This window comes from Myxococcus sp. AS-1-15, assembly GCF_020037055.1.
GTDB lineage: Bacteria > Myxococcota > Myxococcia > Myxococcales > Myxococcaceae > Myxococcus > Myxococcus fulvus.
In genome coordinates this window covers 53284-69144 of record NZ_JAIQDF010000027.1, presented here as the reverse complement: position 1 = coordinate 69144, position 15861 = coordinate 53284, and the positions used below count along the sequence as shown (strand labels likewise).

The following is a 15861-nucleotide window of genomic DNA, read 5'->3' as shown; positions in this document are numbered from 1 at the left end:
ATGACGACCACGGCCCCACAGCTTCCCGACTGGCAGCTGGCCCTCCAGCGCGAAGCCCGGATCCGCTCCGGCCTCGTGCTCTACGGAAACACGCGTGACGTGTTCTTCTACCCGGAGAGCCGGGACTACCTGACGCTGTCCGAGCTCGTGTCGCGCCGCCTGGGCAGGGCCCCCTCCAGCCGGTTCACTCTCACCGCCGTCTGGGATCAGGCGGACGGCCTCCGGTTCAGCACCCCGGCGCAAGCACGTCGTTGGGAGGATATTCGGCAGCGGCGGTTGGGCAGCGGACCCGGCGCGGGCACCCCCTACGATGTCGGAGAGGAGCCGGAGGCCCCGGGGCGCGGCAGCGGGACGCAGGGGGAACGGGTGCCACTGCGGGAGCTCATCCCCACCTTCCGCCAGATCCTGGCGGACGGCTCGGAGTGCCCGCTACTTGTGGTGGACTGGTCCCATCTGCTCGTGACACAGCCGGCGCATCCGGCCGCCGACGAACGCGAGTGGATGCTCACCCTCGGCAAGGCGCTCGTGGGCGAGGCCATTCAGCCGCTCGACAGCGACAGGCTGAAGCGTGGCACCGGCCTGCTGGTGTTGATTGCCGCCAGCCTGGGAGCCCTTCCGCCGAGCCTCTACCAGGGAGAGCCCCGCGTCCGCCTGCTCGACATCCCCTCGCCCACCCGGTCGGAGCGGCGCGCCTTCTTCCTGCGCCACGCCGATGAGCTCCGCTGCGCGCGGCCTCGGCCCGCGCCTGGGGCGCCAGCTGTCACGAGCCGCGAGGCAGTGGCCGACCCCCTGGCAGACCTCACCGAGCAGCTCACCACGGCGGACCTCCGCCAGGTCCTCTCGCTGTCCCGCACCACGCCCGACGAGCTTCCCCCGGACCGGCTCTTCAACCTCTACCGGATTGGTGACCAGCGCTCTCCCTGGGAGGAGCTGTCCGCGGACAAGCTCAGGGAGGTGGAGGCGGAGCTGAGGAAGCGGGTGGTGGGACAGGACGGCGCCGTGCGCCACATGGCCACCCTCCTCATCCGGGCGTGGCTCGGACTCGCGGGCCTGCAGCACTCGGCCCGTCGCAGCAAGCCCAAGGGCACGCTCTTCTTCGTGGGCCCCACCGGCGTCGGCAAGACCGAGCTGGCCAAGGCCTGTGCCGCCTTCCTCTTTGGCGATGAGAGTGCCTGCATCCGCTTCGACATGAGCGAGTACAACCACGAGCACAGCGACCAGCGGCTCGTCGGAGCGCCGCCGGGGTATGTGGGCTTCGAGGAGGGGGGGCAGCTCACCAACGCCGTCACCCGGCGGCCCTTCTCCGTGCTGCTCTTCGATGAAGTCGAGAAGGCCCATGGGAGGGTGCTCGACAAGTTCCTCCAGGTGCTGGAGGACGGCCGGCTTACCGACGGGCGCGGTGAGACGGCCTGGTTCAGCGAGACGGTCATCATCTTCACGAGCAACCTCGGAGCGGCCGATGCCCCGGGGCCCGAGGCAGCCTCCCAGACGAGAGAGGCCCACTTCCGCCAGGCCGTCGAGGAGCACTTCGTCCGGGGCCTGAAGCGCCCGGAGCTGCTCAACCGGCTGGGCGACAACATCGTCGTATTCCACCCCATCGCGGACGAGGCCATCCGCCGTGGCATCCTCCAACGGAAGTTGGAGCCCCTGCGGGAGCACCTCCGCGAGCGTTGGGGGGTGGAGCTTCGGTTGGAAGCCGGTGTGGAGGACTGGCTCGTGCGCACCGCCCGCACCGACCATGGAGGGCGAGGGCTCCTCAACGCCCTCGAGCGGGAGCTGGTGAATCCACTGGCTCGCTTTCTCTTCGACCGACACCACCAGTTGCGCAAGGGACGGACCGTCACCGCCTCCAGCGATGGTCCGACCCTCGCATTCGACCTGGAGTGAGACATGCTGCTGAACGTCACGCGGCTGGTGCGCCGCTCACGCGTCAATGGTCCGGGCTGGCGCGCGGCCGTCTGGGTGCAGGGGTGCACCCTGCGCTGCCCGGGATGCTTCAACCCGGAGACCCATGCCCACGAGCGCCGGCACCTCGTGGTCCCCGAGGAGCTCGCCGACAGTCTCGCCGCCGAGGACATCGAGGGACTCAGCATCCTGGGGGGAGAGCCCTTTGAGCAGGCCGCCGCCTGTTCACGGCTCGCGCGACAGGCCCGCGCACACGGCCTGTCCGTCGTAACCTACAGTGGCTACAGCCAGGCCTTCCTGCGCCGCTCCCCGCTCCCGGAGGTACAAGAGCTCTTCGCTGCCACCGACCTGCTCATCGCTGGGCCCTTCGTCCAGCGCCTCGCCAACAATGGGCAGGGCTGGCATGGCAGTACCAACCAGGAGTTCGTCTTCCTAACGGACCGCTACGGCCCAGACATCCTCCAGCAAGCCCAGGAGGTGCCCATCGTCGAGGCGAGCCTTGAGGGACGGGTCCTGCGCTGGACGGGGATTCCCGCCCCCGATGACCACGCCTGGCTGGAGCAAGGGGCCCCCCCTCGCACCTAGTTACGCGGTGAAGAAGAGTCACGCCGTGCCGGAGCCCTGCCCCCGCTCCAGCATGAAGCTCTGGCCCCGGGCGCTCCCTCGCCTGCTGCGCTTCCATGACCTGCGGCACACGACCGCCACCCTGCTGCTCAAAGCGGGCGTCCCGCTGGCCACCGTGCAACGCATCCTTCGCCACTCGGACCCGGCCATCACCTCGGTGATCTACGGCCACCTCGACGCGAAGGACATGCGCAAGGGACTCAACCTGCTCGCGTTTGGGCCAGCGGTTCCGTGCCCCACCGAGGCCCTGCTTGCTGCTAAGACTCAGGCCGCTCCGCTTGCCGCAGGAGGCGTGGAACCCAAAAGTCGAAGGCCCTGGAGTCCCCAGCTTTCGCCAAGGACTCCAGGGCCTTCTATTGGTCGGGGCGACAGGATTTGAACCTGCGACCACTTGCACCCCAAGCAAGTGCGCTACCAGGCTGCGCTACGCCCCGAGAACTTCTTTGCGGCCGCCGTCGTGAAACGGTGCGCCCTTATGCCCCTACACAACGCCCAGGTCAAGCAAGAGCAGCAGGGCGCCGTGGAAAAACCTACCCTTCCGAGTCCTCCATTCCCTCCTCGTCGAAGTCCTCGCCACGGGCCTCCGCCGCGTCCGCCGCCGCCTCCTCCCGCGCGTCGATCTCCGCGTGATCCTCGGGCGGGGCCTCGCCGTTCAGCGCGCTCTTCAACACCTGGCTCGGCCGGAAGGTCAGCACCCGACGCGCCGAGATCTCGATCTCCTTGCCCGTCTGCGGGTTGCGGCCCACGCGCGCCTTCTTCTGGCGCACCTGGAAGTTGCCAAACCCGGAGATCTTGATCTTGTCCCCACGCTCCAGCGTCTCCTTGAGCGTGTCGAACACGAGCTCCACGATCTCGGCCGACTCCTTCTTCGAGAAGCCGACCTTCTCGTAGACGCCCTCGATGATGTCCGCCTTCGTCATGCGAATCCTCGGGATGCCCTCACCCTGAGCGCGGTGAACGCCCGGCCACTGTTGCAGCCTTCCCGAAGCCAAGTCAACCCTCTGACTTCATTCAGGAATTCAGGCACGCAGCGAAGCACCCAGCCGCTGGTCCACCTCCGAGACGATCCGCTTGTGCGCCTCGTTGACCTCCACGTCCGTCAACGTCCGGTCCGAAGCCCGGTACCGCAGCGCGAACGCCAGGTTCTTCTTCCCCTCGGGAATCTGCTTGCCCGTGTACACGTCGAACACCAACGCGTCCTCCACCAGCGCCCCGCCCACCTCCAGAATCACCTTCCGCACCGCCCCCGTCTCCAGCTCCACCGGCACCAACACCGCCAGGTCCCGCAGCACCGCCGGGAACTTCGGCAGCGGCCGGTACTCGGGAACCAGCCGGGACGCCGCGTACAAAGGCTCCGTGTCCAGCTCGAACACGAACACGCCCTCAGGCAGCCCCAGCGCCTTCACCACCTTCGGGTGCAGCTCCCCCACGTGGCCCAGCACCGTGCCGTCCGCCAGCTTCACCTCCGCGCTGGCTCGCGGGTGGTACGCCGACGGCCCGCCCAGCGACCAGGTGACGCCCTCCACCCGCAGCGCCGCCAGCAGCGCCTCCACCGCCCCCTTCGCGTCGTAGAAGTCCGCCCGCGCATCCTTCTGCGTCCAGCTCCGCCCCCCACCCCGCAGACCCCACACCAGGCCCGCCACCCGGTTCACCTCGCGCGCCGCCGGCCGCGTCCCCTGCCCGCCCTGCGCATCCCGGAAGTACGCCCGGCCCGTCTCGTACAGCGACACCGACTCCACCTGGTGCCGCACGCTGCGCGACAGGTTCTCCAGGAGCCCCGGCAGCAGGCTCGTCCGCATCACCGACTGCTCGACGCTCAGCGGGTTGAGCAGCGCCACCGGCTGATCCTTCAGGCCCAGCACCTCCAGGCTCTTGGGCGCCACGAACGAGTAGTTCACCACCTCGTCCAGCCCCGCCCCCGCCAGCGCGTGCCGCAGCCGCCGCTCGGCCTCCGCGGTCGCCGGCTCCGGCGCCAGCGACGCCAGCCCCCGCGGCAGCTTCGCCGGGATGTTGTCGTAGCCGAACACGCGGGCGACCTCCTCCAGCAGGTCCTCCTCACGCTCCACGTCCACGCGCGCCCGAGGCACCTCGTATGTCGCCTGCCCCGCGCCCTCGGACCGGGCCTTGAAGCCCAGTGCCGCCAGGATGCGGCGCACCTCGACCTCGGGCACCGCCACGCCCAGCACCTTCTCCACCCGCGCGAAGCGCAGCGTCACCTGCCGCGGCGGCTTCTCCGCCGGGTACACGTCCACCCGACCCGACGCCACCGTGCCACCCGACAGCTCCGCGATGAGCTGCGCGGCACGATCGATCGCCGGCACCACCGCGTCCAGATCCGCGCCCCGCTCGAACCGGTGCGACGCCTCCGTGTGCAGCGCATACCGCTTCGCCGTCCGGCGCACCCCGGCGCCCACGAAGTTCGCCGACTCGAGCACCAACCGCGTCGTCTTCTCGGTGACCTCGCTATCCCCGCCGCCCATGACCCCCGCGAGCGCCTGCGGCCGCTCCTTGTCACAGATGACCAGGTCATCCACGTCCAGCGTGCGCGCCTTGCCGTCCAGCGTGGTCAGCTTCTCGCCCTTCGCCGCGGTGCGGACGACGAGCTCCTGCCCCGACAGCTTGTCCAGGTCGAACGCGTGCAGCGGCTGGCCGTACTCCAGGTTCACGTAGTTGGTGACGTCCACCACGTTGTTGATGGCCCGCACACCGCAGGCCTTCAGCCGGTCCTGCATCCACTGCGGCGACGGCTTGATGGTGACGTTCTCCACCACCCGGGCCGCGTAGCGCGGGCAGCGCTCCGGGCTCTCCACCCGGACCTTCACCTTCTCGGAGATGGGACCGCCCGACTCCACCGGCTTCGGCTGGGGCAGCTTCAGCGCCGCGCCCGTCACCACGCCCACCTCGCGCGCCACGCCCAGGTGGCTCAGCGCATCCGGCCGGTTCGGCGTGACGTTCACCTCCAGCACCACATCATCCAGCCCCAGCGCCTGGGCGATGGGCGTGCCCGGCTTCAGGTCCGGCGAGAGGATGAGCAGACCGCTCGACTCCTCGCTCAGCCCCAGCTCCTTGGACGAGCAGAGCATGCCGGAGCTGTCGACGCCGCGCAGCGCCGCCTGCTTGATCTCCATCCCGTTGGGCAGCTTCGTCCCCACGGTGGCCAGCGGCACCTTGTCGCCGACCTTGTAGTTCTTCGCGCCGCACACCACCTGGATGAGCGCGTCCCCGCCCGCGTCGATCTTCGTGACGGAGAGCTTGTCCGCGTTGGGGTGCTGCACCGACTCCTTGATCTGCGCCACCACCACGCCGCGCAGGCCCTCGGCCGGACTCTCCTGGCCCTCAATCTCCAGGCCCGCCGCGGTCAACTTGCGCGCCAGCTCGTCCACCGACGGCGGCAGCGCCACGTAATCGCCGAGCCACTTCACCGAAATCTTCACAGGTCCACCCTCTTGCTCTCTCGGGACGAAGACAGGAGCGCGGGCCGCGCCACTCCTCCAGGGAGCGGCATGCGGGCCCGCGCCCGCCAGGACTCAGAACTGCTCGAGGAACCGAGCGTCGTTCTCGAACATCATCCGCAGGTCGTCGATGCGGTAGCGCAGCATGGCGATTCGCTCCACGCCCATGCCGAACGCGTACCCCGTCACCTCGCCCGGGTCATACCCCGCGGACGTGAAGACGTTCGGGTGCACCATCCCGCTGCCCAGCACCTCCAGCCACCCGGTCTGCTTGCACACCCGGCAGCCCTTGCCGCCGCACGAGGTGCAGGAGATGTCCACCTCCGCCGACGGCTCGGTGAACGGGAAGAACGACGGACGGAAGCGCGTCTTCGTCTCCGAACCGAAGAACGCCTTCACGAACGCATCCAGCGAGCCCTTCAGCTCCGCGAACGTCACGTCCTTGTCCACCAGCAGCCCCTCCACCTGGTGGAACATCGGCGTGTGCGTGATGTCCGAGTCGCGCCGGTACACCCGCCCCGGCATCACCGCGCGGATGGGCGGCTTGCGCTGCAGCATGTAGCGCACCTGCACCGGCGACGTGTGCGTGCGCAGCAGCACCGAGCTGTCCGCCTTCTTCGCGTGTCCCAGCGAGGGCTCGTCCACGTAGAACGTGTCCTGCATGTCCCGCGCGGGGTGGTCCTTCGGCAGGTTCAGCGCCTCGAAGTTGAAGTAGTCCAGCTCGATCTCCGGACCACTCGCCACGTCGAAGCCGAGCCGGGAGAACGTCCGGACGATGTCCTCCATCGTTCTCGACACAGGGTGCCGGCTGCCCGGCTTCACCGCGCGGCCCGGCAGCGTCACGTCCAGCCCGGGGCCCTGCAGCTGCGCCTCCAGCTCGGCGTCCTCGACCCGCTGGAGGGCGGCGGATAGGAGCGCCTCCAGCTCCGCCTTGACGGTGTTGGCCACCTCGCCCAGCGCCCGCCGCTCGTCCGGGGCCAGCTTGCCCATGCCGCCCAGCACCGCGGACAGCTCGCCCTTCTTGCCCAGGTAGCGGACCTTGAGCGCCTCCACCGCGGGCCTGTCCGACGCGCCCGCAATCTCCTGCCGCGCGGCCTCCGCCAACGCCTGCAACCTGTCTCGCATGGCCGTGTGCCTCCGTTCTCGCTTCCCCGGGCCCGAGGGCTTCTTCCGGGACAAAAAAAAGGGCCGCCTGACGAGGCGACCCGTTCACTCTCGCAGGCGGGCGGCTCGTGAAGGCCACCCCACCCGCTCTGTCACCCGCCCGTGAGGGCCGGCGTGTCTCAGGCCGCCTTCGCGATGTTGGCGACGGCCGCGAAGCCCGCGGGATCCGCGATGGCCATGTCCGACAGGACCTTGCGGTCCAGGCTGATCTTCGCCTTGGCCAGGCCCGCGATGAGCTTGGAGTACGAGAGGCCCACGGTGCGGGCCGCCGCGTTGATGCGGACGATCCACAGGCGACGGAAGTCGCGCTTGCGCTGCATGCGGTCACGGCTGGCGTAGTCCAGCGCGCGCTCGACCGCCTGGTTCGCCCGGCGGTAGCAGTTCTTGCGACGGCCGCGGAAGCCCTTGGCCAGCTTCAGGATACTATTGCGACGGCGACGAGCCTTTACACCCTTCTTGACGCGCATGTCTCACTCACTCCGTACTGCGTAGGTTGTCGGTCCCGGGGCGCAGGCTTCACGCCGCTCCACCAGGGACGTCAGGGTTGCCGAGCCGAGGCTCAGGCCCCGTAGGGGAACATCTCCTTGATGACCTTCTTCGCGTCCATATCGCGAAGATGGCTGGTGCCGCGGTTGCCGCGCTTCTGCTTCGGCGTCTTGGCGTGCGTGAAGAGGTGCTTGCCGTAGGCCTTGCCGTGCTTGACCTGGCCGCTCTTCTTCACCTGGAAGCGCTTCTTCGCGCCACTGCGGGTCTTCAACTTCGGCATCGTCCTGATTCCTTCCTTACAGCGTGCCGTCAGCTTCGCGGCCTCAGGCGTTGTCACTTCCAGGCCACGGCGGGAGGCGGCAGCCTGTATCACTCTTTCGTCTCGACTGGAACGGCTACCGCACTCAGAAGTGGCACCGCGCGCCTACACGGTCGCCGCCTCTCCAGGTTGCCTGCCCACGCCCACACCTTCCGTCCGCCCTGGCCACCCTCCCAGTCCTCCACCCTCGCCCATCCACCCGCTCGCTCACCACCCGAGCGGTGTACGCCCCCATCGGAAAGCGCCGCACCTTACTTGGGTGCAACTGGGAGTCAAGACCCGTCCGCAAGACGCGGGCCAACTGCTCACGGCAGCGCGGACTCCTTGGCCAGCAGGGCCTCGAAGTCGGTGAGCTTCATGCTCTTGAGGTCCTCGCCGCCGTAGCGACGGGGCGACACGCTCTCGGAAGAGACCTCGTTGTCGCCCACCACGAGCGTGAACGGGATCTTCTGGAGCTGGGCCTCGCGGATCTTCGCGTTGAGCGACATGCCGCGATCATCGAAGTCCACCCGGAAGCCCTTGGCCCGCAGGGTGTCGCGCACCTTGCGGGCGTAGTCCGCCTGACGGTCCGCCACCACGACGATGACCGCCTGGATGGGCGCGAGCCACGCCGGGAAGGCCCCCGCGAAGTGCTCGATGAGGATGGCCGTGAAGCGCTCGAAGGAGCCGAAGATGGCACGGTGGAGCACCACCGGGCGGTGCAGCGCGTTGTCCTCGCCCACGTAGGACAGGTCGAAGCGCTCTGGGGCCAGGTAGTCCAGCTGCATGGTGCCCAGCTGCCACCGGCGGCCGATGCTGTCGGACACCGCGAAGTCGATCTTCGGGCCGTAGAAGGCGCCGTCGCCCGGGGCCAGCTCGTACGCGAGGCCCAGCGACTCGAGCGCCGTCTTGAGGCCCGCCTCGGCGCGATCCCACAGGGAGTCGTCCCCCAGGCGCTGCTCGGGACGGGTGGACAGCTTCACCGCGTACGTCAGGCCCACCGCCTTGTAGACGTGGTCCAGCAGCTTCACGAAGCGCTTCACCTCGTCGGTGATCTGCGCCTCGGTGCAGTAGATGTGCGCGTCGTCCTGTGCGAACTGGCGCACGCGGGTGAGGCCGCCCAGCGAGCCCGCCGCCTCGTTGCGGTGCAGCACGTCCTGGGTGTGCAGGCGCAGGGGCAGGTCGCGGTAGCTGTGCTTCTTGAAGCCGTAGAACAGGTGGTGCGACGGGCAGTTCATCGGCTTGAGCGAGAAGTCATGCTCCCCCGACTCGCTGTCGAGCACGAGGAACATGTTCTCCTTGTACTTGCCCCAGTGGCCGCTGGTCTCCCAGAGCCCCTTGTTGAACATCAAGGGGGTCTTGATCTCCACGTAGCCGTCGTCCTTCGTCAGGCGGCGCATCCAGTCGGAGAGCGTCTGGTAGAAGGTCGTGCCCTTGGCCGTCCAGAAGGCCGCGCCCGGCGCGTACGGGTGGAAGTGGAAGAGGTCCAGCTCCTTGCCCAGCTTGCGGTGGTCGCGCTTCTTCGACTCCTCGATGCGCGTCAGGTACTCCTGCAGCGCCTTCTTGTCGAAGAAGGCCGTGCCATAGACGCGCTGGAGCATCGGGTTGCGGTGGTCGCCGCGCCAGTAGGCGCCGCTCGAGGAGAGGATCTTGATGACGCCGATCTTCCCCGTGCTCGGGGCGTGGGGCCCCAGGCAGAAGTCCACCCAGTCGCCGTGGGTGTAGAGGGTGAGCGTCTTGGCGCCGCGCTCGGCGATGTCCTTGACGATCTCCACCTTGAACTTCTCACCCTTCTCCTCGAAGAGGCGGATGGCCTCCTCCATGGAGATCTCGGTGCGGACGAACGCCAGGTCCTTCTTCAGCTCGGCGTTGGCCTCGGCCTCGATCTTCTCCAGGTCCTCGGGCGTGAAGGGCTTCTCGCGGAAGAAGTCGTAATAGAAGCCCTCCTCCGTCGCCGGACCGATGGTCACCTGCGTGCCGGGGAAGATGCGCTGCACGGCGCTGGCCACCACGTGGGCCGCGTCGTGACGGATGAGCTCCAGCGACTCGGGGCTCTTGGGCGTGAAGATCTGCAGCTTCACGTCCTCGTCCAGCTTGCGGCTCAGGTCCATGTCCTGGCCGTTCACCCGGGCGAACAGGGCGGCCTTCGCCAGGCCCGCGCCGATGCCCTCCCGCACGAAGTCCGCGATGGTCGTCCCCCGGGCCGTCTGCTTCTGGGTGCCGTCGGGGAGCGTCACGGTGATCATGTCGGACATGCGATACCTCCGAAAAAACCGCGGGCGGCAGGGCTCTTGAGAAGCCGTGCCGCCCGCTGGAGATTCACTTCAACTGAGTTGGGTCGTAGTGGGATCGAACCACTGACCCCTACCGTGTCAAGGTAGTGCTCTACCGCTGAGCTAACGACCCGTTGGTGCTGAGGTGGCGCGGGGAATACCAGCGGGCTCCCGCGACTGTCAAGCAAACACGCAGATGAGCCTTCGATCTTCCTTCTTTTAGCGGATCAGCGCGTGGACCCTCGCCATCACCGCGTCGAACATGGCGGGCGTCAGCCGCCCCGTCTGCGTGTTCTGCTGGCTCACGTGGTAGCAGCCCACCAGCGTCCGCCCGCCCGGCAGCGGCAGCTCGGCCCCATGCCCGAAGGCCGGCCGGGGTGAGCCGAACGTCACCCCCGTCCGCTCCAGCGAGGCCAGCGCCGCGTTCCAGCCGATGGCGCCCAGGGCGAGCAGGACCCGCGCGGGTAGGAGCGCCATCTCGCGGTCCAGGAACGGGGCGCAGCGGGCCACCTCCTCCGGGAGCGGCTTGTTGTCGGGGGGAGCGCAGCGGGCGGCCGCCACGATGAAGGCGTCCTTCAGGGCCAGGCCGTCGCCCCGGTGCTCGCTGGTCCCCTGGTTCGCGAACCCCGCCCGGTGCAGCCCCGCGAACAGGAAGTCGCCCGAGCGGTCTCCCGTGAACATCCGCCCCGTCCGGTTGGCTCCGTGCGCGGCCGGCGCCAGACCGACGATGACCAGCCGGGCCCGTGGATCACCGAACCCCGGGACGGGACGGCCCCAGTAGGTCCACTCGCGGTACGCACGGCGCTTCACCCGGGCGACCTCCTCGCGCCACTCGACCAGCCGGGGGCAGGCCCGACACGAGGTGATCTCCTGGTGCAGCTTCTCCAGCTTCGTCAACGCGCGCTCCTGTTCAAGGCGGCCCTCCGCCGCTCGAAGCCAGCCCGGGCATAACGCGGAGGCCCGCTCCTGGCGCGGGGTTCCCACCCGAGGGTGGCCCGGCGGCTCGCAGGGAGCCGCCCTCCCCCATCAGGCGGACTGCGACTCGCCGGTGTACAGGCGTGTGCGCTGGTAGCGCTGCACCACCACGCGCAGCACCACCTTGAGGATGGCCGCCACCGGCACCGCCAGGAGGATGCCGACGAAGCCGAACAGCTCGCCGAAGGCCAGGATGGCGATGATGACCGCCACGGGCGCCAGGCCCACCTTCTCGCCCACGATGCGCGGGGTGATGACGAACCCCTCCAGCATCTGGCCGATGATGAACGTGCCCGCCACCACGCCAATCTGCCAGGGTCCCTGCCACGACAGCATCAGCCCCACCAGGGACAGCAGGATGCCCACGCCCGTGCCCAGGTACGGCACCATGTTCCCGAAGCCGGCGATGACGCCGATGACGATGGCCATGTCGATGCGGCCGATGGACAGGCCCGCCGCGTAGATGACCGACAGCAGCGCCCCCACCGTCAGCTGCCCGCGCACGAAGGCCGAGAGCACCTCGTCGACCTCGGCGAAGCGGCGCGCCACCAGCGCCACCGAGCGGCGCGGGAGCAGGTCCTTCACCCGCCCCATCAACCGGGGGTAGTCCTGGAGGAAGAAGAACGCCAGCACCGGCACCACGGCGAGCCCCAGCAGCGTGACCACGAAGCGCGCCGTGTTGCCCGCGAAGGCCGCCACGATTCGCGCCGCCGCGGGCCCCGCGCTCTGCACCAGTTCGGAGGCCTGCTGCCCCAGCTCCGTCGTGCGCTGACGGATGAGGTCCGGCAACGAGGCGCCGACCAGCGCCTCCACGCGCGGCACCACCTGGGTGCTCGCTCGTGAGAAGAAGTCCGGGAGCTTCAGCGCCTCGTCGCGGAACACGGGGATGAGGTAGAGCACCGCGCCCACGAGCAGCAACGTCCCGGCGACGAAGACCAGCGTCGTCCCCAGAGTCCGATCGAGTCCGCGGCGCTCCAGGGACGTCACCATCGGGTTGAAGATGTAGGCGCCGGACAGCGCCAGCAGCACGGGCACCGCCACGCCGCCGAACACCGCGAGCAGCGCGAACACCAGCCCCAACGAGCCCACCATCACCGCCGACCACCACAGGTCGATGCGGCGCGCCTCAGTCTCCGTCAGCTCGACATCAGGCACGGGCTCGACGGCCCCAGGCGCGACAGGCTCCTCCGTCTTCACCGAGTGAAGCACGGGCGGCACCGGCGCACGGCTGATGGACCCAGGGCTGCTCTTCTTGTTGCGCCGTCCGATGACCCACGCTCCTCCGCGAAGCACTCGCGGACTCTGGCTCCTTACAAGCCGCCATGTCACGACCCGAAAGCGCGCAGCCTAGCTTGCAAGCCCCTCCTGGACGAAGGACCCACCTCGGGCCGCGCCCTCGCAGCCCTGAATACCTCGGCGAGCGAGCGCCTGGCTGGTCGAAGTGCCTCCCTGCCCCGCGCGGCCGTCCCGAGGAAAGGAGGAAGGGACGAGAAACCAAGTGGGGCTCCTCGCTCAGGCGCCTCCTGACCTGGGGGACGCACCTTGTTCGTACTTCCTGGCGACATCGAACACAGGGCCGCCCTCCCGAGAGCGGTCCGGGACCTGCATCGGGAGCGAGCAACCGGCTGGCCGAAGTGCCTCCTTACGTCCCGCGCGGGCCGTCCCGACGCACGAAGGAAGAGGCGAGAACACTGGAGACGGACCTTTTCGCTCGGGCGCATCGTGGTGTGGGGGGCGCACCTTGCTCGTGCATCCTCGCGACATCGAACACAGCGCTGCCATGCGGAAGGAAGGGACGAGAATACGGGAGGAGGCCCCTCTCCCTCGGGCGCCTCGTGGTGTGGGGGGCGCACCTTGCTCGTGCATCCTCGCGACATCGAACACGGCGCTGCCATCCGGAGGACCCTCTCGCTGGGGCGCCTCGTGGTCTGGGGGGCGCACCTTGCTCGTGCATCCTCGCGACATCGAACACAGCGCTGCCATCCCGAGCGAAGGTCCGGCACGCCCCGGGAATCACCGTCGCGCCGTGCACCACAGCGCCCGAGTCACCGCCGAAGACTCACGCCCCTCAGGGCGTCCCTTCCGCGGGAGGCGCGGACTCCGTGGCGCGCAGCGTGACGTTCAGCCGCGCCCGCGCACCACTGGGCTCGTAGTACGTCGTGTACGGCCAGTACCCGTGCTTCTTCACCTCAATCTGATGCAGCCCGACGCCCAGGCTGAGCCCACGGGGATTGCCCGCGTAGTCGCTGCACACGCCCTGGAGCACGCCGTCCAGATACACCTCGGCGTCCTCGGGCACGCAGCGCAGCGACACATCCCCGCTGGTCGGCTTCGCACCCGCCATCAGCTCGCGCGCCTTCGCCACGGAGTCGGGCTCCTTGCGCCCACACCCCCACAGCGCGCCCACCACCAACCACGCACACCACCCAGTCACCAGACGGCGTCGCACCCCGTCACCCACTCTTCCCCGCGGAGTCGCGCCGCGAATCCATGTCCGGGTCACTGCGTGACGATGACGACCCGGCCCTCGGCGAGGAAGCGCGCGTCGACCTCGCCCAGCGTCTTCACATCCTCCGACGCGAGCACCAGGTCCGAGCCCTTCAGCCCCGTGGCCTTCACCACCATCGGCTTCTCGCCCACGAGCGCGGCCTTCTTCGCCGCATCCAGGCTCCGGAACCACGCGGCGACCCCCGTCGATTCCCGTACCTCGCTCGCCAACGCACCCGCGCCATAGAGCGCCTTGCCCGCCGCATCCAACAACCGGGGCGCGAGCACCGGCTTCGCCCCGAGCCCTCGCGCGTCCACTACCAGGCCCGTGTACTTCTTCGCGCCCTCGCGGTTGAAGACGATGACGGACTCCGGCCCGCGGTCCACCAGCGCGGAGGTGATCGCCGCCAGCGGCACCTCCACGTCCAGCTCCACGCCACTGTCCGAATAGAAACGCTTCGCGACCACCTTGAACCCGTTCACGGCCGCCTCCACCCGGCCGCGCACGTCGTCGCGCGCCATCTCGTCACCGACGCTCCGGTCCGCCCGCAGCTGCAGCGCGCGCACCTGCTCGAGCAGATTCCGGGACGCGACCTGCCGCGCCACCCGCTCGGCCCCGAGCCTCGCCTGAGAGGGATTCGCGGCCTTCAGGTCCGGAGCACCCGCTCCCGTCGCCCGGAGCACCTGCCCCTCCCAGTTCACACCCACACTTCCCACCGGACGGACAACCTCCACGGTGGGAGCGGGCTTCACCGCCTTGCCCTGGGCCGATGCCACCATCGGCACCACCAGCAATACCGCCCATCGTGCTCGGCTCACGGAGCTCCTCCTGTCCTCACCCGATACCTTGGGTAGTCCCAGGGCAGAATGGCAACCCATTCAACGAGCCCACCTCGAAGGATGTCAAGGCAACCCCCGAGGCCCGACAGCGCGGCGCGTCAGTTCTCGCTGCCCGCGCGGCCGTGACGGTCCACGTACGCGTCGATCATCTTCCGGTGCCGCTCGGTGAGCAGCGTGAAGCGCACACCCGAGTGCTCGCGCTTGGCGGTGGACAGCTCCACCCACTCGCGCACCACCTCGCCCTCCGCGTAGATGATCTCCTCCGAGCCCGGCAGCTGGAACTGGAGACCCACGCGCTTGGCGTCGTGCTGGGGCTCGATCAACCGGGCCAGGCTCACACCCTCCGGGCTGATGTCCGCGGCCCGCGACATGTACGGCACGCCGCCCATGTACTTGTTCAGGTAGATGTCGAGGGGCGCCCGCTTCGACTTACGCTTGTCGCTCATCGCTCCAGCTCCTTCGCTGCGTGCAACAGGTTGCTCCGGGGTTGAAGCAACCTGGGCGCAGGGTAGAGGCACGAGCGTGTCGCGCAAGAAAACGACCCTTTCGCGACTCCCAGTTCGTGCTGGGCGCGGACGCTCGGGCCCTATATTCCAGTGCCCATGAGGAAAGGTGGAACCATGCGAACGATGTGGATGGCAACGCTCGCCCTGGTGCTCGGCGCCACGGGCGCGCACGCGCAAGGCGGTGCTCCGGCTCCCGTGAAGAAGGCCGAGCCCGCGGCGAAGGCGCCAGCGGCGCCCGCGGCCGTGGACCCCAGCGAGCTCACCGAGGAGCAGCAGACCATCTACGCGCTGGGAGCCAGCGTGGGGAAGGACCTGTCCCTCTTCGCGCTCACGCCGGAGGAGGTGCAGATCCTCCAGCGCGGCATGGTGGACGGCATGGCCGGCACGGCCGCCCTCGAGCCCAAGGAGTTCGCGCCGAAGATCCAGGCCTTCGCGAAGTCGCGTCAGGCGCAGGCCGGCAACGCGGCCCTGGTGCGCGCGGCGAGGGAGCCCGGCGCGGTGAAGCTGCCCTCGGGCGTCATCTACCGCGAGACGCAGGCGGGCACGGGCAAGAGCCCGCGCGCCACCGACACCGTCAAGGTCCACTACGAGGGCCGGCTCGTGGACGGCTCCATCTTCGACACGTCCGCCAAGCGCGGCATCCCCGTCGAGTTCCCCCTCAACGGCGTCATCCCCTGCTGGACGCAGGGCGTGTCGCGCATGAAGGTCGGCGGCAAGGCGAAGCTCACCTGCCCCGGAGACACCGCGTACGGCGAGCGTCCGCCCTCCGGCTCGCGCATCCCGCCCAACGCCGTCCTCACCTTCGACGTGGAGCTGGTCGCCATCCCCGGCGACACCCGTCAGTAGTCAGC

Annotated in this window: 14 protein-coding genes, 2 tRNA genes and 1 pseudogene; 4 read left to right on the top strand and 13 right to left on the bottom strand. The window is 69.1% G+C overall.

What is annotated here, in order from left to right; translation table 11 throughout:
* The 3 genes from K8625_RS41885 to K8625_RS44725 are packed head-to-tail and all read left to right on the top strand — an operon-like array spanning position 1 to position 2908.
* A complete protein-coding gene (locus tag K8625_RS41885) occupies positions 1-1887 on the top strand; it encodes an AAA family ATPase (protein ID WP_223785859.1) in 1887 nt (628 codons plus the stop codon).
* 3 nt (positions 1888-1890) lie between these two features.
* Positions 1891-2490, top strand: a complete 600-nt coding sequence (locus K8625_RS41880; protein ID WP_223785858.1) for a 4Fe-4S single cluster domain-containing protein — start codon at positions 1891-1893, stop codon at positions 2488-2490.
* Positions 2447-2908: a tyrosine-type recombinase/integrase gene (locus tag K8625_RS44725; RefSeq protein WP_370642036.1), complete on the top strand. Its 462-nt coding sequence runs from the start codon at positions 2447-2449 to the stop codon at positions 2906-2908. The genes K8625_RS41880 and K8625_RS44725 overlap by 44 nt, the downstream gene beginning before the upstream one ends.
* Here the strand turns inward: K8625_RS44725 and K8625_RS41870 are convergent.
* The 13 genes and pseudogenes from K8625_RS41870 to K8625_RS41810 form a co-directional block, all read right to left on the bottom strand.
* Positions 2887-2963: transfer RNA gene (locus K8625_RS41870), tRNA-Pro, on the bottom strand. The genes K8625_RS44725 and K8625_RS41870 overlap by 22 nt on opposite strands.
* Before the next feature lie 207 nt (positions 2964-3170).
* Positions 3171-3449: pseudogene (locus tag K8625_RS41865) on the bottom strand (integration host factor subunit alpha); the annotation flags it as partial.
* A 99-nt stretch (positions 3450-3548) separates the two neighbouring features.
* A complete protein-coding gene (gene pheT / locus K8625_RS41860; RefSeq protein WP_223785856.1) occupies positions 3549-5963 on the bottom strand; it encodes a phenylalanine--tRNA ligase subunit beta in 2415 nt (804 codons plus the stop codon).
* Between the two features lie 93 nt (positions 5964-6056).
* Positions 6057-7106, bottom strand: a complete 1050-nt coding sequence (gene pheS, locus K8625_RS41855; protein ID WP_223785855.1) for a phenylalanine--tRNA ligase subunit alpha — start codon at positions 7104-7106, stop codon at positions 6057-6059.
* Positions 7107-7264: 158 nt separating this feature from the next.
* Positions 7265-7612 carry a 50S ribosomal protein L20 gene (gene rplT, locus K8625_RS41850; RefSeq protein ID WP_141323077.1) on the bottom strand — a complete coding sequence of 116 codons (348 nt, stop codon included), beginning with the start codon at positions 7610-7612 and terminating at the stop codon, positions 7265-7267.
* Between the two features lie 92 nt (positions 7613-7704).
* A complete protein-coding gene (rpmI, locus tag K8625_RS41845) occupies positions 7705-7911 on the bottom strand; it encodes a 50S ribosomal protein L35 (protein ID WP_046713978.1) in 207 nt (68 codons plus the stop codon).
* A gap of 344 nt (positions 7912-8255) precedes the next feature.
* On the bottom strand, positions 8256-10184 hold the full coding sequence (gene thrS, locus K8625_RS41840; protein ID WP_223785854.1) for a threonine--tRNA ligase: 1929 nt from the start codon (positions 10182-10184) through the stop codon (positions 8256-8258).
* Between the two features lie 79 nt (positions 10185-10263).
* A tRNA-Val gene (locus K8625_RS41835) sits at positions 10264-10335 on the bottom strand.
* Positions 10336-10421: 86 nt separating this feature from the next.
* Positions 10422-11099 (bottom strand): uracil-DNA glycosylase, encoded by a 678-nt coding sequence (locus tag K8625_RS41830; protein WP_223785853.1) that lies wholly within the window; start codon positions 11097-11099, stop codon positions 10422-10424.
* 129 nt (positions 11100-11228) lie between these two features.
* Complete coding sequence (locus K8625_RS41825; RefSeq protein ID WP_194869008.1) at positions 11229-12395, bottom strand: AI-2E family transporter; 1167 nt, start codon at positions 12393-12395, stop codon at positions 11229-11231.
* A gap of 850 nt (positions 12396-13245) precedes the next feature.
* Positions 13246-13626 (bottom strand): PEGA domain-containing protein, encoded by a 381-nt coding sequence (locus K8625_RS41820; protein ID WP_223785852.1) that lies wholly within the window; start codon positions 13624-13626, stop codon positions 13246-13248.
* 50 nt (positions 13627-13676) lie between these two features.
* Positions 13677-14483 (bottom strand): hypothetical protein, encoded by an 807-nt coding sequence (locus K8625_RS41815; RefSeq protein WP_194869005.1) that lies wholly within the window; start codon positions 14481-14483, stop codon positions 13677-13679.
* A 119-nt stretch (positions 14484-14602) separates the two neighbouring features.
* A complete protein-coding gene (locus K8625_RS41810; RefSeq protein ID WP_046713983.1) occupies positions 14603-14950 on the bottom strand; it encodes a PilZ domain-containing protein in 348 nt (115 codons plus the stop codon).
* A gap of 174 nt (positions 14951-15124) precedes the next feature.
* On the opposite strand from K8625_RS41810, the gene K8625_RS41805 reads away from it, so the two are divergent.
* Positions 15125-15856 carry an FKBP-type peptidyl-prolyl cis-trans isomerase gene (locus K8625_RS41805; RefSeq protein ID WP_223785851.1) on the top strand — a complete coding sequence of 244 codons (732 nt, stop codon included), beginning with the start codon at positions 15125-15127 and terminating at the stop codon, positions 15854-15856.
* The last annotated feature ends 5 nt before the right edge of the window (positions 15857-15861 follow it).